Here is a 19,273-nt window from a genome sequence, read left to right on the forward strand (position 1 = left end):
ACCCAAACAGGTGGCGTCGCATTTGTCTATGTCCACTCGGCGGGCAGGATCAATCCAGATTTGATCAAATTCATCGTTGCAGAGTGCAGATATCTCGCCTGCGTGGCCTATCTTTTTCGATACGAAATTGTAAAAGTCTCGGTGATTTGAGGGCTCAAGGGGATGTAAATGAACATAACATTCCCTATCTTATTGGGTAAATAAAGAAAACAGGGGACAGCAGAGATGTCGAACCAGCAATTCGAAGCGTTGATTGAAGAAACACAGACGAAAGTGCGCGAAAGCCAGTCGCAGATCCAAGGGCTGACCTCGCGGATTGAGGCTGCGCGGGCCAAGATTGGCACGGCCGAGGCGGATATCGAAATCGAGAACGCCACTTTGGAAGATGTGCACGCCCATACCGAAGTCATGAACGCCAATATCGCCGAGCTGATCATGGGTCTGGATGACGTCACCAGCGCATTCTCTAAGGATTTTGACGAGATGCGTTCAAAATCCGGGTGGGAGACGTTTGTTGGCATCTTCTCGAAGGGCAAATCTGAATCGATGCGGCAGGAGCGGATGCGCACAGCCAGTATTGACGACAAGCTGCAGGACCTGATCGCCAAATCCGACGTGATCGTGAAACTGCTGGAAGGGCAGCTGTCGGTGCTGGAAGAACAGCGCGTGAAGGTTGAAAACAACCTGACCGGCACGCTGGACGACCGTGAGGCCACCGTGGCCGAGCTGGAGGCATTGCGCGCCGAAATTCAGGGCATGGACCCGACAATTATCACGCTGGAGAACAAGATCAGCGTCGAACAAGACGCCGCCGCGCGCACCCAGTTGGAGACCGAGCTGGCCGAGCTGAACAAGCAATACAACGCCAAGGTTCAGGAAGAACAGGTCAAGCTGGCCAAGTCACAGACGCTTGAGCGGTACATCGAAAAGGGCAAGACCTGGGTCGATTCACTGCAGAACCAGGCGGCGACGCAGATGGTGCTGATCAACAAGCTGCAGACAGACACTCAACAGCGTGTAGTGCTGTATGACGCCCTGACCAAATCGCTGAAAACCGCGCAGCAGCAGGATGTGGCCCACCGCATCAACGAGATCGGCGTGCAGACCGACCAAGAGGCGCAAACCGCCATGGCCTCGATCGGCACCGCGACCAACCAGAAAATGGCCGACATGCTTGAGGCGCATGAGGACCACATGGTCTTTGCCCGCGACGTGCTGGAGAAAAAGGCCAAGGCGGATGAACGCTTTGCCCGCCGTTTTGCTTCGATTGTCGAGAAGCATGATAAGAATTTGTATGGCGGATGAGACAGTCTAGTAGTCGTAGAATCGGAGACCTCTGGCTTACCCTCCTTCTAATAGCCTCACCTTTCGCTGCATTTTGTCTGGCTTACATGCTTCTTTCACTGGACGCCTTCCCGAGACTGGCAACCCTTCTTACTTTGTTTGTTTTTACCGTTGGCCCGATTTGTTTGGTGATTGGGTTATTGGCCCTCATCTTGTACCTATTTTGGCTTATCGTTAGTCTTTCTTCCCGTACGAAGCAGCGGGGAATGAACCAAAGTGATCCTCCTGCCTATGACTAACCCCACCCAAGACCACGTCGGCCTGACCGATACCTTCGCCTCGCGTCGTTACTTTCGCAAATTCGAGGTAATCACCGTCCACCTCCTGCGCGTGGCCGCGACGATGGAGGCTGAGGGCGCGATCAGCAAGCAAGAGGTGCGGATCGTGTCGCGCTACCTCTCTGGGCTGCTCTTCACCTTCCGCGCGCTGTCGATGAAGTACCTGCTGGTCGGGCGCGATACGGGACGGTTCTTTGGCAGCCTCGCCATGGACAAGCGCGACAGCGGCTTTCCAGTGGCGGCCGAGCTGCTGACCATGGCCAACGATGCGCAGCAGGCGCAGGTGCATCTTGCGAATATGCCGTCCGAGGATGAGCTGAAAACCGACATGGTGCGCACCATTATCAGCGACCGGGAAATCCCGACCAAGCTGCAATTCGCGCTGTCCCAAAGGCTCTATTACGAGGAATTGCTGAAGGGTGAGCTTTTCTGGGCCCGTAACGATCCCGAATGTCACTGGATTGGCAATGAGGGCGAGCGGCGCAGGTTCCTGATCCACTGGGCCGTCTATGACAGCCAGATCAACCTGCCGGTCATCTACCTGATGGAGTTGGAGGATTCGGGGCGCACGGCCCTGCCCAAAGATCAACGCCGCTGGCCCGAAGTGCAGGCGCATCTGATGGCGCAATCCTTGGGTGGGTTGAAACTGGTGACCATCGCCAAAGGCTTTGATCAGGATTTCGACGACCTGCATCCCAAACACCTGCGCCGCATTCATGTGGGGCCAATGTATTCCTCGGCCTTTACCGAGCAATCCGGTCCGCTGCGGCAGGTGCTGGAGGATGCGAAATCCCCTGCGGGTCAGGATTGGGCCTTGGCCTGGACCACTGAAGCGCTGCGAAGCGAGGATGTGATTCAAGAACGCTCAGGCTGGTTCGGGACCGTAGACCGCGAGGTCTTTGCGCTGGACCCATTCGGCGGGCAAGGAGCCGAGACCGGGGCGACGCAAACCGAGCGCTCGATCATTCTGCCACAACGCCCGTTCCAGGTACTGGCCGAGCGCAACCCGCCGGGTTTTGCCGACGTGCGCAAGTTCGTCGTCAGCAAGACCGGGCAGGTGTTGAGATATTGAAGACAGTAAAGGCTATTTTGAGATGAGTTTGACGTCAGACCAGATGGAATTGCGCGAAGACGATATTCGCAACCACTACACTGCGGCCACCGCCTTGCTGAACGGGTTCGAGCACGCGCCGCGGATTGCCAAAGCAGTTGAGGCCGCGGTTGAGAGGTCGCCGGGCGTCTCCACGGGTCGGCGGTTTCGGTCTACCACGCCGGGTCTGGTGACACGGCGCACGGTGCGGGCCGACGGGGTGCATCTGGTGGAACGAATCGAGGCGTCAGATGACGGCGATACGCTGGTTTCACCCCCGCAGGCCACCACGCAGCAGGCCATTCGTCGCGCCATCGCCATCGCTCTGGCCGTGTCTGAGGCCTATGCCGAACAAACCCCTCTGGCCGATCTAAAACGTGCGAATTTGGCCGGGGATCTGCCCGCCGCGCGCAAGACCGAATTCTCGGAACTGCTGACGGCTGAGGCGCTGATCACCTCGCACAGTTTCGGCAATGCACTGGCCTATTTGATGTCCTCACATCTGGGCGAGACCACAGTTGATGTCGGGGAAATCGAAGAAGTTCTGACCGACAACGGCCAGCTTGCCCTGCACGGCGCGCTGTGGGAGCTGGACCAAACCCTCGCCAAACACGCGCCCGATGATGCGCATTTGATCGCGGCCACCAGCGCCTATGCCGAGCAACTGATGGACAAGGCCGCCCTGCGCGCGCAATCCGCAGGACACCTGGCCCCGTTCCAGAACGCCGCCTGGCATATTGAGGCCGACGATCTGACCATTCGGGGTTTTGAGCCGGCGTCAAAAGCGAAATCCACCACCCTCACCATGACGTTCAAAAAACCGAACGAGGTGGTTGGCAACCATATCGCCAAATATCAGGCGATGAAGCTGGCCAAGATGGTGATGGCCTATGATTTCGACCGCCGCCTGAACCCGTTTGCCGAGCTTGGCGGGTTCATCTTTACCTTCATGGGTGACGGCAAACCGGGCACTGGTAAAACCACCCTGATCCAGATGATGGCCGGGCTGATCAACGATTACTGCCAGAACGCGGGCTACCCGTTCCGCTATCAGAACCTGAGCACCGACAATATCGACAGCTATCAGGGCAAATCCGGCCAGAACGCCAAGGCCTTTATCAACACGATCATCGACCCCTCGGTCATCGGTTTTGGCACCATCGACGACATCGACCAGCTGGCGGGCAAACGCGGCGACCGGCAGTCGTCAGCCGGGCAGCTGGAAATCACCGCCGTGCTGATGGAGAGCTTTGCGGGCGCCAATACCGTTGTGCGCGGCAACTGCACCTTTGGCATGTTCTCGAACTACCCCGAGAATGTGGACGACGCCCTGCGTCAGCGGGCCGGCGCGCGGTTCCTGGTGGACGGGCCGCAAACGCGTGAGGACTACATCGACATCCTGCACCTGCTGATGGGCCGCAACCACGACATCCCGCTGGGCGAGCACGAAGCCTATGCCGCGCAGGAAATCAAAAAGGCCGTCGCCGCCAGTTTCGAAAGCCATTCCCGCCCGCATGAGGATGCTCTGCTGCAGGTCTATGACCGGGTTCAGGGACAGATCGGCCAGATGGATACGATTGCCAAGATGGGGGCGTATCTGAAGGCGATCCAACAGGCGGACGAGCGCTTTACCGGCCGCGCGATCAAGAACATCACCGACGCGGTCAAGGTCCGCGCGATGGACTTTGAGTTGCCCGACGAATGGATGGAAAACCCCGACCTGTTCCTGTTCCGCGACTACGACACCAAGAAGGCGATGATCGAGGATCTGCGCCAGCCGATCACGGTGGAAATGGTGATCCAAGAGATCAACCGCTACGCCGACAGCGAGTTCCGCTATGCCGATAAGAGCGACGAGGTCGCCATCGAAAACGCCGTCCGCGAGATGGGCCGGATGGAAGAGGCCAAGCGGCGGTATCTGGAGGGGAAGGTGTGAGCTTTTGGAGCTTTTTCTTACCCTACTTCGTTGCTTTATTAGTACTTTCTCTATTGAGCTATATTTGCGTGTCTCTCTTTTGGCTCAAGCCGCTCGAAAGACTACATATTCTTTTGGCATTGGTAGTCGATGTCGTGATCACGATCTCGCTAATGTCTGTATTGACGGTTATCGCTCTTCTTTATGCAACGGGTTTCGCTGTCTCGGAAACTTGTGGCGACCCCCTCACAAGCGGCTTACCTTGTCCGATTCTGGAAAAATTCGGTTGGTCCGTTTGGGCGATACTTATTTGGATTCCAGTGATTTTTTTTGGTTTGGTACGAAGGCTTAAAGTGGCTTTCGTTGAAAACAGCGCTGCATCATGATGGATTTCTATCTGTCATCAATCGAATGGTTGCCAACTGAACAAAGGCTCGCTTCATGATCCGCCTCATCGAAAAAGGCCTGATGTTTGGCAATCTCGTCCACATCTCCAGCCCGGCTCTGGTCGAGCGGTATAACCGCGCGTTGCAGCATCTGGTGGGCAAGACCACGGAACTGACGGATTTCCATGTCGATATCTCCGGCTACTCGCCAGAGGTGGGGATTGAGCTGGAGGACGAGCTCTACCTCAACCCCAACGGGGTCAACCGGCAGTTCATTCTGCTGACGACCGAGCAGAAACGCGCGCCTTTGCTGAACGTCAAATTCTCGACCTCGCGCGATATTCTGCGGGAATTTATCGAGATGAACGAGGCGCAGCTGTTTGCCCTGACCGCCACCGATGCGGTGGCCGGAGAGCTGGTGAACTCGGTCATCAAACTCAGCACCCCGCGTGACCTGTTCAACATCCAGAAGATCGAGATTGAGGCGGACACTGCTGGCGGCACCCTGCGCAAGGCTCAGCAACTGGCGGGCATGGTCGAGCAGTTCAAAACCGAAGAGGACGCCTGGTTCGACGATGTGTTGATCGCAAAGATGATCGAAACGGCCAAGGAAACTGGCGATGTCACCCGCAACCCGGTCCACCTGCGCCACACTGCCTTTGAACAGCGTAATTTCTGGACCGCGCATTTCGGCGGGCTGTATCTGTTTCCAGACATGGATCACCCGGCGGCGATCTGCATGGGCGAAAAGCCCGACGATCTGAACATCAAATACACGTTTGACCCGTCGCAGCGGAACCAGATCGCCAAGTTCCTGGACTATAACGACCTGGTCGAACCCATCGTCAAGGCGCGCGGCGTGGATGCTGCTGCGATCCTGCAGCAAAAGATGGATTTCCTGACCATTGACGCGGCCGCAGATGCCGGGGTCGATCTGACCGGTTTGAACCGCAGCGATATGCGGCGGCTGGCGCGCACCCACGCGGATCGGTTGCCCGAGGCCTATCATGGGCTGGCGCAGCTATTGCGTTGGGCGACGGATGGCGGGCGCTGGCCCCGGATCACCTCGGATCATTCGGCGTATTTCTATACGCTGCGGGCCGCTGATACGCCGAACCGTGATCTGGTGAACATGCTGCTGGCCGAATTGGCCCCACTGGACCCGCGCCAGATGTTCATCTGCCACAAAGAGCTGTTCTATAGCACCTACAAATCCTGGTCCGAGGCCAAGAAGGCCTATGTTGCTGATTTCCTCGCGCGTGAGTATCAGGTGGACAAGGCGGGTGCCCGCGCTGCCCTGTTCGGACATGAGCCGGATATGAGCGGTCGAGACAGGATCAGCGAGACCGTAATCGCCCGCGTTGGTCCCTGGGGCGCGTTAGGAAAGGATTGAAATGTTCGGAGCGATGCGCCTGTTTCTGATCCTGCTAGTCATCCAGACCGTGGCCTATTTTGCCCTGTCGCTGTATTCACGCAGTGTGCGTCGCCGCAGGCTAGAGCATTGGTGGGACGAAAAGGGCAAAACCGGAGACAAGGCAGCCTTTGTCGCACGGGGGCTGCACGTCTATGACAATTCGTTCCGGCGCAAATTGATCCTGGGTGTCTATGTTGTGCCTTGGGTAGCGATCGGGTCGCTGATCTACATTGTGAACTACATGTGAGAGGTAAAGCATGGCCTATTTGAAATGGGCATTCATTCTGATTTTCTGGGGAACGGTCGCCGTAATCCTTCAGTATTCTCTGCCACAACGGGATGTGGTTCGGATCGTCAACACCTATGAAGAACGGCAGGACCTGAACGACTGGACCCGGATCTTCTGGTCCGAGCCCGATGATCAGTCGGCCAGTCTGTCGAACCGGGATGTACAGTTCATTCAGGCCGTACGTGCCAATGGCAAACCGATTGTGTATCGCAACGAAGATACCAGCTGGGGTTGGCCGCCCTATTTCAAATTCGACACTGCCAATTTGTATACCGAAGCCAATGACGCGATCTCGGACAAAAATGACCCGGACTGGGTTGCCGTGACGCATTATGGCTGGCGGAATGAGTTCATGTCGATCTTTCCCAACGCTGTCTTTATCAAACATGTCGACGGTCCGGATGCGCGTCTGATCCCTTGGTTCAACATCGTTTTCCTGACGGTCTTCTTTGCGATTGTCTGGGCAATCTGGGTGCGCTGGCGCAGGTTCCGCCAGGCGCGGATCGATCCGATGATCGAGAGTGTCGAGGATGGGTTTTATGCAACCGGCGACGCCATCGGCGAGCATCGCAACCGATTCCGCAAATGGTTGGACAGTTGGAAATCAAAGTGACGTGAATTCCCGGCGGGTCTTGGGGCTGTGCGCCTACCGCCGGGAAAGCCCTTCATCGAACGATGAACTCGGCGTGTAATGCTCCGGCCGCTTTGATCGTTTTCAGGATGTCGATCATGTCGCGGGGTGAAACACCCAAAGCGTTTAGCCCTGCGACGACTTCGGACAAGGTCGTGGCCTCGGGAATTTCCGCCAAACCGGTACCTTCCTCTTCTTCGATACCGGCTACGGTACGCGGAACCACGACGGTTTCGCCTCGTGCGAACGGGTTTGGCTGAACCGCGATAGGGGCCTCTTCGACCGTCAGTGTCAGGTTGCCCTGCGAGACTGCCACGCGTGAGATCCGCACTTCCTGACCCATGACAATCGTACCCGAACGCTGATCGACTACTACTCGCGCCTTTGTTTCTGGCTCTACTAGGATATTTTCAATGCGCCCAAGCGCATGCGCGGTCGAGATCGCCTGTGTCGCTGCAATATTCAGTTCAACCGTCCCGGAATCGCGCATGATCGCTACGGCCCGCTTGAATTCGGTATTGATTGCCTGCTCGATCCGACCGGCGGTTGTGAAATCCGGTTCACGCAGGGCCAGGCGCATTTGGGTCAGATCGGAAAGCTCAAAGTCGATTTCACGTTCGACCCGTGCCCCGGAGGGGATCACGCCGGATGTCGGAACCCCTTGGGTGACCGAAGCCGCATCGCCTTCGGCAACGGCGCCACCTGCAAGAACTGACCCCTGTGCCACCGCATAGATCTGACCATCTGCCGCATTCAGCGGTGTCATAATAAGCGTCCCGCCCAGCAAGCTTTTGGAATCGCCGATGGCCGAAACGGTGACATCAATCTGGCCACCGACCCGCGAAAAGGGGGGTAGGCTGGCTGTCACAAGCACGGCGGCCACGTTTTTGGGGCGAAAATCCTCACCATTCACGTTCACACCAAGCCGTTCCAGAATATTGGACATGATCTCTTCGGTGAACGGAGAGTTCCTGAGCCCATCGCCGGTTCCATTCAATCCGACCACGAGACCATAACCAACCAGATCATTGCCGCGCACCCCGTCGAAATCGACAAGGTCCTTCAGCCGGATTGCCCCGGCAAAAGACAGGCTCGGAAGCAGGATCAGGAGAATAGCAAGTAATCTCATCTCAGGAAATTCACCAACGATAGGTTCGCGTTGCGAACGGTGACAGAATACAGGCTTTCCAATTGAAATTGGACAGTCTGCAGTTGCACTGCGGTTTGATACGGGTCCGCGGCGATCAGAGAGTTTCGGCTGTATTCCAGGCTTGTACGCGCCGCCGCATTGCGCGTGGCGGCTTGTTCAATCCTGGCTTCGGTGGCGCCAACATCCGCCCGCAAATTCACTGTTCCGTCCTGCCTGTTGGCAAGCTCGGTCCCGAGTTGGGTGAATAAGGACGTCCGCAGATCATTGGGAAGTCCCAGATTATCGTCCGAAACCAGAGCGGCGACGGCGATGTCCCGCAACGCGGCTTTGAGCGTCGGATCGGTCGCAGTGATCGGAATAGAGACACTTTCATTCTCCGAAATGCTCATCGGTGCCAGCGCCGTATCTGAGCCCTGATAGATAACCGCATCGAAACCCGCAGGATCATTGAACCAGTCTTCCGCAGCTTGTGTGATGTCCGTGAGTGTTGTCAGCCCCGTCAACTCAGCCTCTAACGCGGTCAACAAGGTATCCGCAGATGCCAGAGGCGACACATCGGTATCCACGCCGGAAAACAGGCTTCGGCCACCCGCTCGGGTGTTCAATGCCGACATGACCGTATCCAGCTCATTTCTGGCCTGGACAGAGGCATGCTCATGCGTGACCGCCTGATTGGAGGTCCCATATGCCAGTAAGGATGACGTCAGGCGCCCCACCGCGTCGTTGACCGTTGTAAGGCTTAGCTGCATGGCGTCAGTGAACAGGCCAGCTTCGGCTGTGGCCACCTGAAAGGCATCCAGGCGCGACAGGTTGCGATCCATATCCAGAAGATAGGAATAATCCCCGTCCAGATGGCCGGAGACATCCTGCACTTTGCCTGAAGACATCTCATAAGACAGGGTTTCGATCTGATTTTTGATATCAGTCGCCCGCGATTTCAGGGTCAATCCGCGCGCTAGGTCGCCCATAGAGGTTACATTCATCATCACAGCCTTAACAACGTATCCATAAGTTCATCGACGACCGAAACCAGTCTGGCATTTGCCGCATAGGCTTGTTCGATTTGCATTAGCCGCTGCAATTCCTGATCGGTATCGACGCCCTGTTCGGCCTCAATGGCCGTCATTTCCAGATTGGCGCTGTTTGCAAACACCCGCCGCCCATCGGCCACATGTGCGTCCGACCCAATCCGTGACAGCAACGCCTCAGAGATGTCGGCGGCGCGCATGTTTCCGGCCCCGAAAACCGAGCCTGCAACAGGGCGCTCGTCGTTCAGAATTGAGCTGAAGGCGCGCAGTTGGCTGGCATCTCCGGCGCTGCCGGGTGTGGCCGCACCCAGCCCGGCCCGTAGTTTCCAGCTCTCTCCTCCGGCGTCCGGGTCAACGATTGCATTCAGACTGATGCGCGAGGCCAATCCCGTCACCGATGCCGGATCAAACCGGCTGCCATCATCGGTGAAAACGCCCGGATCAGTGGCCAGCGCGGTCGGATCCAGCCCCGGCGTTTCGAATCTTTCGATAAGATCGCGCGCAACAGCATCCAGATCGACCTGAGCCTCAACCGCGATTTCATCCCGAATCTGGAATTGGGCCATCAAGGCACCACCGCGAATTTGGGCAAAATCGCCACTGGTGCGGACAGGGTTTCCGTTCAGCTCAAGCCCGGACAACAACCCGTTTGCTAGGGTCATATGGGGCTTGGTGTCGCCGGTTGTCGAAAAGGAAAACTCGGCCGCAGTGTTTTCCAGCAATATCAAGCCGCCATCAGAATAAAGCGAGACCTGATCATTGTCCCTTTGAATCACATTTGCAGGAACCAGTTCGTTGACCTGATCAATCAGGACCTGTCGTTGATCCAGTAGCCCACCAATATCGGCGCCGGAATACTTAATGGCCGGGATCTTGGCATTCAGCTCTTCAATATCCTTGAGGGTCTGATTCAGGGTGTCGACCTGTTTGCCGATGGACCGGTCCGCGTTGGATCGCATCTGACGCAACCCTTCAGAGGCTGCGTTCAGACCGCGTGCCAGATCCTGAGCCGTGCGCGCGACCTGGTCCAGTCGTTCACTGGAATCCGGCAGGCTTGCCGCTGTTAACAGGCTGTTGTCAAAATCAGCCAGTCGAACCGCAAGCGATGCGGGATCATCGGCGGACCCTACCAAAGATTCCAACCTTGTGTGAAAGTCTGAAATGGTGGTGTGGAAGGCCAGATCGGCATCCGTGGCCCGGCGGTTGGACGTGAGGACGGGATCCTGATGACGAATGACACCTACGGTACGCACGCCGTGACCGGAAATCGTGTTAGTTGCCAGTTCCAGAGACCTGCGCGCGTAGCCGGGCGTCAATGCGTTTGCGATATTTTCGGACACAACCGCCGCACCGCGACTGGCGGCGGTCAGGCCGCCCAACGCGTTGTTCAATGCTGTGGACATATTCATTCTGCAGGTCCCTTTCCTGAATCAAAACCCTGATCAGCGTTTGATATTGGTTGTTTCCTGAAGCATCTCATCCACCGTTTGGATAACCTTTGCGCTGGAAGAGTAAGCCCGCTGTGTCTGGATCATCGAGGTCAGCTCGGTCGCCACATCGGTAGTGGATTCTTCGCGCGCAAAAGAAACCAGGTCGCCGGTTGGCCCGTCCCCCGCATTCCACAGAAAGAACGTCCCGCTTTCCCGGGATGGTGCATAGGTCTGGCTGTCCAGCGCGGTCAGTCCATTTGGGTTCGGAACATCCGCCAATGGGATTTGGTACATGCGTCGGCTGACGCCGGTATCGTAGAACGCATAAACATACCCGTTTTCGTCAACTTGAACGCTGGTCATGGTGCCGACCGCCGAACCGTCGCGCGTGATCGAAACTGGTGCAAATGTATCGGACAGCTGCGTGATTCCGTCGGCATCCCCGATTTCCCCTATATTGATCTCCATCGGGCCGCCGGCCACGTTCACCACAACGCTGCCGGTTGCTGGGTCATATGCACCGCCGGTGACCGCAGTTACGCTGGCCAGCGTGCCACCCGCAGTTCGGCTATCGGTGAAGGTCAGGGTGTATTCACCGATAATGGCGCCGCCCGAGGCTGAATCGCGCATGATCATCGTCCATTCGTTACTGCTGCCGGTGGCCGGCACTGTAGGGATGAGTTCGATATCAACGCTTTCGGATTTTCCCAGATTGTCGAAATATTCAACGGACAAGGGTTGCATGTCGCCAGGGGAACCCGCATCCGTAGCGGTCGCGGGCAGGTTCATGCGCAGATTCATCTGCGTCGTGGGCGCGCCCGACAGTTGATTAACACTGAGCTGAATGGGTTCAAGCGCAGCTGGAGTGTCACGCGGAACCGCAGGGATGGTTCCATCCGCATTCGCACGCCAACCCAGCAGAACAAGCCCTGATTCGGTGACCAGATATCCTTCTTCATTGGTGCGGAACGACCCTGTCGTGGTCAGCAACATCTCATTCGAACCGGCCGCGATCTGAGAACTTGGTCGTACAGGCATCATGCCGCGCCCACGCACCGCAAGGTCGGTGGAGTTGTTGGTTGTCACCAGCGAACCGCGCTGGTCGATCAGGCGTTGGCTGGTGGTGCGAACGCCCCCAGCGGAATAGCTGCCGCCCTGGCCGGAGGTGACCATAGAATGGAAATCAGTTTCCACCCGTTTATACCCGAAGGTTGACGAATTCGCGATATTGTCCGAGATCGTCGCCAGCCGGTTTGCGTTGGCCTTCAATGCGGCCACGCCAGCGTTCAGCGAAGAGGAAATTGTCATTGGCACGCCCTTCTGTTGCGTCAAATCTTGATGCAACAGCTAACGCGCTGGGCCTTAACAGCGCGCTAACAGGTAAAATGCCGTCTATCCTTTTATTCTCAGGTGCCGCGCAGAAAGATGATCTCGATCCTGTTGTTGCGTGCGGCCATCGGGTTTTCATCCGACAATTTTCGATCAGCATGGCCGATTACGCGGTCCAACCTGAGCGGCGCAACACCCTTGTCCTGCAGCATTTGGCGAACTTGCTGAGCGCGCGAGGTAGACAAATCCCAGGCCGGGTTTTTGGCCAGAACCACCGGCGAGGAACCGACATGCCCTCCGACCGCCATGTCATTTGTCACCAGATCAGAGGATCGGGCCACCAACAATGTCAGAGCACGCAGCATATTGGTTGGTTGGTTCGTCCCTGATTCGAACAGAGGTTGATCCTTGGTGGCGAAGAGTTCGACCACCAGACCCTCATCCGTCACGCGGGTGACGATATGTTTGAGGACCTTGTCGGACACCATGCTTTCGCCGGTTCGCCCCATAAGCTCTGATTCCAGTGAGGAAAAGTCTTCGACCGTTTCTTTTCCGCCGCCGTCCGAGCTGACGCCAACCGATCCACGCGCTTGTCGCGCGGGCGTCGGGCTGCGTTTGCTGGCGCCGGTCCCGTCCATGACCAGAGTTTCCTCTGAGAACATGTTATTGCCACCAAAGGCCCCATCGCCGCCACCCGAAACCGGGTTTATGGGAATGGTCGGCGAGAAATAATCCGCAAGCCCTTTGCGTTGTTGTTCCGTTGTTGCATTCAGCAGCCACATCAACATGAAGAACGCCATCATGGCCGTGACAAAGTCGGCATATGCGACTTTCCACGCGCCACCATGGTGACCATCGCCACCTGACACACGTTTCTTCTTGATGATGATTGGCGCCACATTGGATTGCGCACCCATCTCCACCACCTTTTTATCACCCAGTTAAAGGGGTAGCCGGGCAGGTCTTAAGGTGGGCTTAACACTTAAAACTGTCTTGAATTCCTCACTGCGGCAATGCTGCCCCGGCACGGCGCAGAATCAGTTGCAGGTGGTTGAAACTGTTGCTGATTCCGTCCGGCTCGGCCTTGCCGAAAAAGGCATCAAGCTCGTCATGAACCCGGACTGCCTGATCCAATAGCGGGTCTGCCCCTTCGGCATAAAGCCCGGCTTTGATCATAACCTCGGATTGCTCGTAACTGCCAACCAGCTTGCGGGTTTCCGAGATCATCCGGTTTTCCGTCTCGGAGGCAGCCCCCGGCAGGCTGCGTGAAACCGACCGGCTAAGGTCAATGGCGGGGAAACGGCCGCGCTCGGCGATTCCGCGGCTCAGGACGATATGCCCGTCCAGGACGCCACGCAGAATGTCCGCTATCGGTTCATCCATGTCCGAGCCCGCAACCAGAACGCTGAAAACTGCTGTGATATCACCCTGATCAGCCGTGCCCGGCCCGGTTCGTTCGCAAAGACCAGCGATCAAGGGCGTGACCGAAGGTGGGAACCCGCGCAAAGAGGGGGCCTCACCCATCGCAACAGCGATTTCGCGGTGCGCCTCGGCAAAGCGGGTGACCGAATCAGCCAGAAACAGGACGTTCAGCCCCTGATCCCGCAGGAATTCCGCGACTGAAAGTGCCGACCATGCACAGCGCCTGCGGGCCAGCGCAGACTGATCCGAGGTTGCCGCCACAACCACAGATCGTGCCAACCCCTTGGCTCCAAGCGCATGTTCAACGAACTCATTGACCTCACGACCCCGTTCGCCGACCAGAGCGACCACAACCGCGTCTGCCTGCATCGACCGCGCCAGCGTGGCCAACAGGGTCGACTTGCCGACCCCTGACCCGGCGAACAGGCCGATACGCTGCCCCTGCACCACAGGTAACATGGTGTTCATAATGCTCAGCCCGGTTTCCATCCGTGCGCCCAGCGGTTTGCGGACAACGGCAGGTGGCGGATTTTGCAGGATATCTCTTTCCTGAGTGCCCGACAGCAACGGCTTGCCGTCCAGCGGTTTGCCGAAGGGATCAATGACCCGGCCCAGCCAGTGCAGTCCGGGGGAAAATGCCGGTGTCTGATTTAGAATCACCCGATCACCCAAGCAAACCCCATCGGGTGCAGCGGCGGGTAACATGTGGATCAGATCCGATTCGACATGCAGAACTTCACCCGCCAGATCCGGGCCGCTGCGCCGCCGCAGGGTCAGGTTGTCGCCGATGCGGGCAACGTACTCCAACCCCTCTATTTCTATGACGCCGCGCCCAACACTGGCCACGCGGCCCATATGGCGCATGGCAGACAGACGGTCGAATTCGCATTTCAGAAGCATCGGGTCGAGATCGGTCATCGTGGGTTCTCCAACGGGTTTCTGAAAACGGTTTCTAAAGGAATCGGGGTTAAGCCTTGATTGAAATTGATCGAGGGAGAAGCCCCGATGTTCTCTGACCTGAACGTCTTTAAGACTGCGTACGCAATGGCAACCCATGCCGGGCAACGGCAGTCTGTCATTGCGCGAAACATGGCAAATGCGGATACGCCGGGCTATCAGCCCCGCGATATCGAGGCCTTTCAGAAAGCTTTCGAAAATTCCGGGCATGAGGTTGCGATGACCGCCACGCGGGCAGGGCATCTGAACGGCGCCGCCGCCGCCCAGCCCTGGGCCGAGTTCGATGCCGCACCCTCGGGCGATCCCAACGGAAATGGCGTTTCCCTTGAGGAAGAGATGCTCAAATCGGTTGAGGTCAAGCGTCAGCATGACCGCGCGTTGGCGATCTATAAATCCTCGATTGGCATCCTGCGTACCAGCCTTGGTCGCGGGTGAGGAGGGCTGAGAGATGAGCGATTTTTCCCATTCCCTTTCCGCCTCGGCCAGCGCCCTGCGCGCGCAGGCGGCCCGTTTGCGGCACGTCTCCGAAAACATCTCGAATGCGGATACGCCGGGATATCGGCGCAAAACTGTGCCGTTCGAAGCGGTCAGCAAAGATGGTGCGCAAATGGTCGAGACCGGGCGCGTTAAGCTTGATCGTCGCGACCTGTCGCGCATCTATGACCCCGGCCATGCGTTGGCCGATGAGACCGGCCATTATCGCGGGTCCAATGTCGATTTGATGATCGAAATCGCTGACGCGCGTGAAGCGCAGCGCAGCTACGAAGCCAATCTCAAGATGTTCGACCAGACACGACAAATGTCGTCGAGCCTTATGGAACTTCTCAGAAAATAAAGGACACCAGAATGGATATCCGATCCCTGACCGCCGCGCAGAGCTATGCCGTAGCGCGGCCCGCTACGCAGCCCGACCCCGACCTTGCCGGAATGGCACAGGGGTTGCGCTCAACCTTTCAGGACTTTGCCGCAACATTGAAACAGTCCGAGCAGATGTCCGGCACGGCGATGACCGGCCAAGCCGATCCGCACGCGTTGGTTCAGGCGTTGGCGCAGACCGAACTGGCCGTCGAAACCGCCGTCATCGTGCGCAACAAAGTGGTCGAGGCCTATCAGGAAATCCTGCGGATGCCGGTCTGATCGATGTTCAGCGAAGGTCTCTATTATGACATCGTCCGCCAGGCATTGTGGGTTGCGGTGATCACATCCGTCCCGATCCTGGCGGTGGCACTGGTCTCGGGTCTGGTCGTGGGTCTGTTCCAGGCGCTGACCTCGGTGCAGGAAATGACGCTGACCTTCGTGCCAAAGCTTATCGCCATCGTGATCGTTTTCTGGATTTCGATGGGGTTCATGACCCAGACGCTGGTGACGTTCTTCACCTCAACCCTCATCCCACTGATCGCCGGAGGCCGCTGATGGATACCTCATATACTACCTTATCCCGCCAATCGGGGCTGATGAATGAAATGCGGCTGGTGGCGAACAATATCGCCAACGCCAATACCACGGGGTACCGCCAGCAGGGCTTGGTGTTTTCCGAGTTCGTGAAAGCCTCGCCGGGCAATCCGTCCTTGTCCATGGCGCGGGCAGAGGCACGCAATACCTCGTTGCAACAAGGCGTTCTGACCGAAACCGGCGGGCAATTTGATTTCGCCATCGAAGGCGACGGGTTTTTCATGATCGAAACCCCCAGCGGCAACCGGCTGACACGGGCGGGTGCGTTTTCACCCAGTGCCGAGGGTGATCTGGTTACCATGGATGGGCACCGGGTTCTGGACAGCAACGGCGCCCCGGTTTTCATCCCGCCCGATGCCGCGTCGATTGATGTCGGCAGCGACGGTACGCTCAGTATCGAAGGACAGGTTCTGGGGCAGATCGGCGTCTACCGCGTTGCTGATCCCACCAGTCTGGTGCGCGAAGGCAATACTCAGTTTCGGTCAGATGCAGCGATTGAACCCGTTGATGAGCCGGTCATTGTGCACCGATTCCTCGAAGGATCGAACGTGAATGCGATCGAACAGGTCACCCGGATGATCGAAATCCAGCGCGCTTATGAGTTGGGGCAGAGCTTTCTTGAAACCGAAGACGAACGTGTGCGTGGGGCGCTTAAGGCGCTGATGCGCTGATTTGATAACGGAGGAATTGATATGCGGGCACTGAAAATCGCAGCGACAGGCATGACCGCTCAGCAGATGCGGGTTGAGACGATCTCGAACAACCTGGCGAATATGAATACCACAGGCTACAACGCGCGCCGCGCCGAGTTTGCAGACCTGCACTATCAACAAATGGCGCGCGCTGGGACGGTGAATGCCAATGACGGCACCGTCTTGCCCACAGGTATACAACTGGGTCTGGGGGTGCGCCCGGCTGCGGTCACCGTGCAGCTGGCACAGGGTGCGTTGGCGGCCACTGGCAGCGATTTGGATGTCGCAATCGAAGGGCGCGGCTATCTTGAGGTGACGTTGCCCAGCGGTCAGTCTGGCTTTACCCGTGACGGCAGCCTGAAACGCTCGGCCGAAGGGTTGATCGTCACTTCAGATGGCTTCGCTGTCGCGCCAGAGATCACAATCCCAGACGATGCAAGGTCGATCTCGATCAATGCATCGGGTGAGGTTTACGCCTATTTCGATGATACCGCCGAAGGACAGTTGCTCGGTGAATTCACCCTGGCCAGTTTTTCCAATGCCAAAGGGCTGGAGGCGATCGGCAGCAACCTGTTCAAAGAAACCGAAGCCTCGGGCGCGCCTGTCATCGGCACTCCGGGCGAGGGCGGGATGGGCACATTGCGGCAGGGATATCTCGAGGACAGCTCGGTCGATGCCGTGCGCGAAGTCACCGAACTGATCGAGGCCCAGCGGGGATATGAGATGAACGCCAAGGTCATCTCGGCCGTCGATCAGATGATGGGCGCAACAACGCAGGTGCGGTGATGCGCGCCCTATTCATAGCACTGGTGACGATCAGCCCGCTTTGTGCCTTGGCTGAGATCGTGGTGCCGATCCGGACCATACGCGCCAAAGAGGTGATCTCGGCCGCCGATCTTGAGATCAAAGATCAGGTTGTCCTCGGAGCGGTTACAAACACCGATGATTTGATCGGTCAGGAAGCACGCGTCGCGCTTTACCCCGGACGCCCGGTTCGCGCAGCAGATGTCGGGCCGCCCGCTCTGGTGGACCGCAATGATCTGGTGGTTCTGGTCTTTGACCGTCGTCCCCTTTCGATCAAGGCCGAAGGCCGTGCCCTGGGGCGCGGGGCTGTCGGCGACCGTATTCGGGTCATGAATCTGTCGTCACGTACAACTGTTGTTGGCTTTATCCGGCCTAACGGTCAAATCGAGGTAAAATGATGTTCGGAAAACTAAAACTGTTGATGATGGCATGTCTGGCTCTGACCGCCTGTGGTCGACTGGATCATTTGGGAAAACCGCCAAGTTTCACACCCGCGGACGAGTCTGCTGAACATGTTGCCATGCTGTGGCCGGGTTTGCCGTTGCACACGCAGCCACAGCGCAATGTTGATCGGTCCTCGCTATGGAGCGGTGGCCAACAATCGCTTTTGGGAGATCAGCGCGCAATCAAAAAAGGCGATATTCTGACGGTTGTCATCGAGTTGGACGAGAAAGCCGAGATATCCAACGACACAAATCGCTCACGCAGCGGGTCAGAAAGCCTTGAGGTTCCCGACCTGTTCGGCCTGCCGCAGCGGGCGCTGGAACGGCTGCCCGACGGGGCGACGCTGGACGAAGCTGTTGGGATCGACTCATCATCGGTTAGTAAGGGCAAGGGCTCGGTCAAGCGTAAGGAAAAGCTGACACTCAGAGTCGCCGCAACCGTCATCGACGCCTTGCCGAATGGTGTGCTGGCCATATCGGGCTCGCAGGAGTTGCGCGTGAATTTCGAACTCCGAGAGCTATTGGTCACGGGATATGTGAGGCCACAGGATATCTCGCGGAAAAATGAAATCACCTATGACAAGATTGCTTCGGCGCGCGTGTCTTATGGTGGCCGCGGTCAGATCATGGATGTGCAGCAGCCCCGTTACGGCCAGCAGGTCCTCGATACAGTTTTGCCGTTCTGAGGTCGTATAACAATGAAAAAGCTACTTCCTATATTGTTTCTGCTTGTTGGCCTAGGCGGTGGAATTGGTGCGGGAATTGCCATGTCTCCTTCTGGAAAAACCAAAGATGGTGACATGGATAAATCCGCTGCCGCCGAACCCAAGAAAGCCAAGGAGAAGGCCACTAAGACCAAGTCGGACAAAAAGGATACGTCCAGCAAGTATGAATATCTGAAGATGACGAAACAGTTTGTGATCCCGGTCGTGAAGTCCGACCGGATTGCCGCGTTGGTCACAATGTCGCTGAGCCTGGAAACCAAACCCGGCGTTGCTGAAACGATTTATGAGTTTGAGCCAAAGTTGAGAGATGGGTTTCTGCAGGTTCTGTTCGATCACGCAAATACCGGTGGTTTCAACGGCAACTTTACGGAATCCGACAATCTGGATTTGGTCCGAAAGGCTTTGCTGCAGGTCGCCAAGAAGGATTTGGGTGATGACGTGCTGCAAGTCCTGATCATGAGTGTTAACCGTCAGGATACTTGAAGCCTGTTTCG

Annotated in this window: 22 protein-coding genes; 16 read left to right on the forward strand and 6 right to left on the reverse strand. The window is 57.3% G+C overall.

What is annotated here, in order from left to right:
• Window positions 1–225 precede the first annotated feature (225 nt).
• The 7 genes from AC2FIC_RS17470 (at window position 226) to AC2FIC_RS17500 (ending at window position 7,329) form a co-directional block, all read left to right on the forward strand.
• Window positions 226–1,305, forward strand: a complete 1,080-nt coding sequence (locus AC2FIC_RS17470; protein WP_496692697.1) for a hypothetical protein — start codon at window positions 226–228, stop codon at window positions 1,303–1,305.
• A 270-nt stretch (window positions 1,306–1,575) separates the two neighbouring features.
• Window positions 1,576–2,694 carry a hypothetical protein gene (locus AC2FIC_RS17475; RefSeq protein WP_496692698.1) on the forward strand — a complete coding sequence of 373 codons (1,119 nt, stop codon included), beginning with the start codon at window positions 1,576–1,578 and terminating at the stop codon, window positions 2,692–2,694.
• Window positions 2,695–2,716: 22 nt separating this feature from the next.
• Window positions 2,717–4,648 (forward strand): AAA family ATPase, encoded by a 1,932-nt coding sequence (locus tag AC2FIC_RS17480; protein WP_496692699.1) that lies wholly within the window; start codon window positions 2,717–2,719, stop codon window positions 4,646–4,648.
• Window positions 4,645–5,013, forward strand: coding sequence for a hypothetical protein (locus tag AC2FIC_RS17485; RefSeq protein ID WP_496692700.1), 369 nt, complete (start codon window positions 4,645–4,647; stop codon window positions 5,011–5,013). Before AC2FIC_RS17480 ends, AC2FIC_RS17485 begins: the two co-directional genes overlap by 4 nt.
• 55 nt (window positions 5,014–5,068) lie before the next feature.
• Window positions 5,069–6,406, forward strand: a complete 1,338-nt coding sequence (locus tag AC2FIC_RS17490; protein ID WP_496692701.1) for a DUF6638 family protein — start codon at window positions 5,069–5,071, stop codon at window positions 6,404–6,406.
• Window position 6,407: 1 nt separating this feature from the next.
• Window positions 6,408–6,674 (forward strand): hypothetical protein, encoded by a 267-nt coding sequence (locus AC2FIC_RS17495; protein WP_142638342.1) that lies wholly within the window; start codon window positions 6,408–6,410, stop codon window positions 6,672–6,674.
• Window positions 6,675–6,684: 10 nt separating this feature from the next.
• Window positions 6,685–7,329 carry a DUF1523 family protein gene (locus AC2FIC_RS17500; protein ID WP_496692702.1) on the forward strand — a complete coding sequence of 215 codons (645 nt, stop codon included), beginning with the start codon at window positions 6,685–6,687 and terminating at the stop codon, window positions 7,327–7,329.
• A 52-nt stretch (window positions 7,330–7,381) separates the two neighbouring features.
• Here AC2FIC_RS17500 and AC2FIC_RS17505 read toward each other — a convergent pair whose 3' ends face one another.
• The 6 genes from AC2FIC_RS17505 to AC2FIC_RS17530 form a co-directional block, all read right to left on the reverse strand.
• Window positions 7,382–8,476, reverse strand: coding sequence for a flagellar basal body P-ring protein FlgI (locus tag AC2FIC_RS17505; RefSeq protein WP_496692703.1), 1,095 nt, complete (start codon window positions 8,474–8,476; stop codon window positions 7,382–7,384).
• Entirely contained in the window at window positions 8,473–9,480 is a 1,008-nt protein-coding gene (locus AC2FIC_RS17510) for a flagellin (RefSeq protein ID WP_496692704.1), read from the reverse strand. Before AC2FIC_RS17510 ends, AC2FIC_RS17505 begins: the two co-directional genes overlap by 4 nt.
• 2 nt (window positions 9,481–9,482) lie before the next feature.
• A complete protein-coding gene (gene flgK / locus AC2FIC_RS17515; protein ID WP_496692705.1) occupies window positions 9,483–10,934 on the reverse strand; it encodes a flagellar hook-associated protein FlgK in 1,452 nt (483 codons plus the stop codon).
• Window positions 10,935–10,967: 33 nt separating this feature from the next.
• Window positions 10,968–12,263, reverse strand: coding sequence for a flagellar hook protein FlgE (locus AC2FIC_RS17520; RefSeq protein WP_496692706.1), 1,296 nt, complete (start codon window positions 12,261–12,263; stop codon window positions 10,968–10,970).
• Between the two features lie 98 nt (window positions 12,264–12,361).
• Window positions 12,362–13,201 (reverse strand): flagellar motor protein MotB, encoded by an 840-nt coding sequence (locus AC2FIC_RS17525; protein ID WP_496692707.1) that lies wholly within the window; start codon window positions 13,199–13,201, stop codon window positions 12,362–12,364.
• Between the two features lie 85 nt (window positions 13,202–13,286).
• Window positions 13,287–14,624 (reverse strand): FliI/YscN family ATPase, encoded by a 1,338-nt coding sequence (locus AC2FIC_RS17530; protein WP_496692708.1) that lies wholly within the window; start codon window positions 14,622–14,624, stop codon window positions 13,287–13,289.
• 87 nt (window positions 14,625–14,711) lie between these two features.
• Here AC2FIC_RS17530 and AC2FIC_RS17535 point away from each other — a divergent pair, with 87 nt between their 5' ends.
• From AC2FIC_RS17535 to AC2FIC_RS17575, 9 genes are read left to right on the forward strand one after another with little or no spacing between them, the layout of a single operon-like run.
• On the forward strand, window positions 14,712–15,098 hold the full coding sequence (locus AC2FIC_RS17535) for a FlgB family protein (protein WP_496692709.1): 387 nt from the start codon (window positions 14,712–14,714) through the stop codon (window positions 15,096–15,098).
• Between the two features lie 13 nt (window positions 15,099–15,111).
• Window positions 15,112–15,498 carry a flagellar basal body rod protein FlgC gene (gene flgC, locus AC2FIC_RS17540; RefSeq protein WP_281973567.1) on the forward strand — a complete coding sequence of 129 codons (387 nt, stop codon included), beginning with the start codon at window positions 15,112–15,114 and terminating at the stop codon, window positions 15,496–15,498.
• Window positions 15,499–15,509: 11 nt separating this feature from the next.
• The gene (gene fliE / locus AC2FIC_RS17545) at window positions 15,510–15,800 is read left to right on the forward strand and encodes a flagellar hook-basal body complex protein FliE (RefSeq protein WP_496692710.1); all 291 of its coding nucleotides are present in this window, start codon (window positions 15,510–15,512) and stop codon (window positions 15,798–15,800) included.
• 3 nt (window positions 15,801–15,803) lie between these two features.
• A complete protein-coding gene (locus tag AC2FIC_RS17550) occupies window positions 15,804–16,076 on the forward strand; it encodes a flagellar biosynthetic protein FliQ (protein WP_496692711.1) in 273 nt (90 codons plus the stop codon).
• A complete protein-coding gene (locus AC2FIC_RS17555) occupies window positions 16,076–16,786 on the forward strand; it encodes a flagellar hook-basal body complex protein (RefSeq protein ID WP_496692712.1) in 711 nt (236 codons plus the stop codon). Before AC2FIC_RS17550 ends, AC2FIC_RS17555 begins: the two co-directional genes overlap by 1 nt.
• A 21-nt stretch (window positions 16,787–16,807) precedes the next feature.
• A complete protein-coding gene (gene flgG, locus AC2FIC_RS17560) occupies window positions 16,808–17,593 on the forward strand; it encodes a flagellar basal-body rod protein FlgG (RefSeq protein ID WP_142638319.1) in 786 nt (261 codons plus the stop codon).
• Window positions 17,593–18,009: a flagellar basal body P-ring formation chaperone FlgA gene (gene flgA, locus AC2FIC_RS17565; protein WP_496692713.1), complete on the forward strand. Its 417-nt coding sequence runs from the start codon at window positions 17,593–17,595 to the stop codon at window positions 18,007–18,009. Before flgG ends, flgA begins: the two co-directional genes overlap by 1 nt.
• A complete protein-coding gene (gene flgH / locus AC2FIC_RS17570) occupies window positions 18,009–18,740 on the forward strand; it encodes a flagellar basal body L-ring protein FlgH (RefSeq protein ID WP_416383935.1) in 732 nt (243 codons plus the stop codon). The genes flgA and flgH overlap by 1 nt, the downstream gene beginning before the upstream one ends.
• Window positions 18,741–18,752: 12 nt before the next feature.
• The gene (locus AC2FIC_RS17575; RefSeq protein WP_271950818.1) at window positions 18,753–19,262 is read left to right on the forward strand and encodes a flagellar basal body-associated protein FliL; all 510 of its coding nucleotides are present in this window, start codon (window positions 18,753–18,755) and stop codon (window positions 19,260–19,262) included.
• The last annotated feature ends 11 nt before the right edge of the window (window positions 19,263–19,273 follow it).

Source organism: Ruegeria sp. CDSC079 (assembly GCF_059610505.1).

Bases quoted from the DNA above. Each gene is read 5' to 3' on its own strand.
- AC2FIC_RS17470 (WP_496692697.1), top strand. From the start codon at position 226: ATGTCGAACCAGCAATTCGAAGCGTTGATTGAAGAAACACAGACGAAA.
- AC2FIC_RS17475 (WP_496692698.1), top strand. From the start codon at position 1,576: ATGACTAACCCCACCCAAGACCACGTCGGCCTGACCGATACCTTCGCC.
- AC2FIC_RS17480 (WP_496692699.1), top strand. From the start codon at position 2,717: ATGAGTTTGACGTCAGACCAGATGGAATTGCGCGAAGACGATATTCGC.
- AC2FIC_RS17490 (WP_496692701.1), top strand. From the start codon at position 5,069: ATGATCCGCCTCATCGAAAAAGGCCTGATGTTTGGCAATCTCGTCCAC.
- AC2FIC_RS17495 (WP_142638342.1), top strand. From the start codon at position 6,408: ATGTTCGGAGCGATGCGCCTGTTTCTGATCCTGCTAGTCATCCAGACC.
- AC2FIC_RS17500 (WP_496692702.1), top strand. From the start codon at position 6,685: ATGGCCTATTTGAAATGGGCATTCATTCTGATTTTCTGGGGAACGGTC.
- AC2FIC_RS17505 (WP_496692703.1), bottom strand. From the start codon at position 8,476: ATGAGATTACTTGCTATTCTCCTGATCCTGCTTCCGAGCCTGTCTTTT.
- AC2FIC_RS17510 (WP_496692704.1), bottom strand. From the start codon at position 9,480: ATGAATGTAACCTCTATGGGCGACCTAGCGCGCGGATTGACCCTGAAA.
- flgK (WP_496692705.1), bottom strand. From the start codon at position 10,934: ATGAATATGTCCACAGCATTGAACAACGCGTTGGGCGGCCTGACCGCC.
- AC2FIC_RS17520 (WP_496692706.1), bottom strand. From the start codon at position 12,263: ATGACAATTTCCTCTTCGCTGAACGCTGGCGTGGCCGCATTGAAGGCC.
- AC2FIC_RS17525 (WP_496692707.1), bottom strand. From the start codon at position 13,201: ATGGGTGCGCAATCCAATGTGGCGCCAATCATCATCAAGAAGAAACGT.
- AC2FIC_RS17530 (WP_496692708.1), bottom strand. From the start codon at position 14,624: ATGACCGATCTCGACCCGATGCTTCTGAAATGCGAATTCGACCGTCTG.
- AC2FIC_RS17535 (WP_496692709.1), top strand. From the start codon at position 14,712: ATGTTCTCTGACCTGAACGTCTTTAAGACTGCGTACGCAATGGCAACC.
- flgC (WP_281973567.1), top strand. From the start codon at position 15,112: ATGAGCGATTTTTCCCATTCCCTTTCCGCCTCGGCCAGCGCCCTGCGC.
- fliE (WP_496692710.1), top strand. From the start codon at position 15,510: ATGGATATCCGATCCCTGACCGCCGCGCAGAGCTATGCCGTAGCGCGG.
- AC2FIC_RS17550 (WP_496692711.1), top strand. From the start codon at position 15,804: ATGTTCAGCGAAGGTCTCTATTATGACATCGTCCGCCAGGCATTGTGG.
- AC2FIC_RS17555 (WP_496692712.1), top strand. From the start codon at position 16,076: ATGGATACCTCATATACTACCTTATCCCGCCAATCGGGGCTGATGAAT.
- flgG (WP_142638319.1), top strand. From the start codon at position 16,808: ATGCGGGCACTGAAAATCGCAGCGACAGGCATGACCGCTCAGCAGATG.
- flgA (WP_496692713.1), top strand. From the start codon at position 17,593: ATGCGCGCCCTATTCATAGCACTGGTGACGATCAGCCCGCTTTGTGCC.
- flgH (WP_416383935.1), top strand. From the start codon at position 18,009: ATGTTCGGAAAACTAAAACTGTTGATGATGGCATGTCTGGCTCTGACC.
- AC2FIC_RS17575 (WP_271950818.1), top strand. From the start codon at position 18,753: ATGAAAAAGCTACTTCCTATATTGTTTCTGCTTGTTGGCCTAGGCGGT.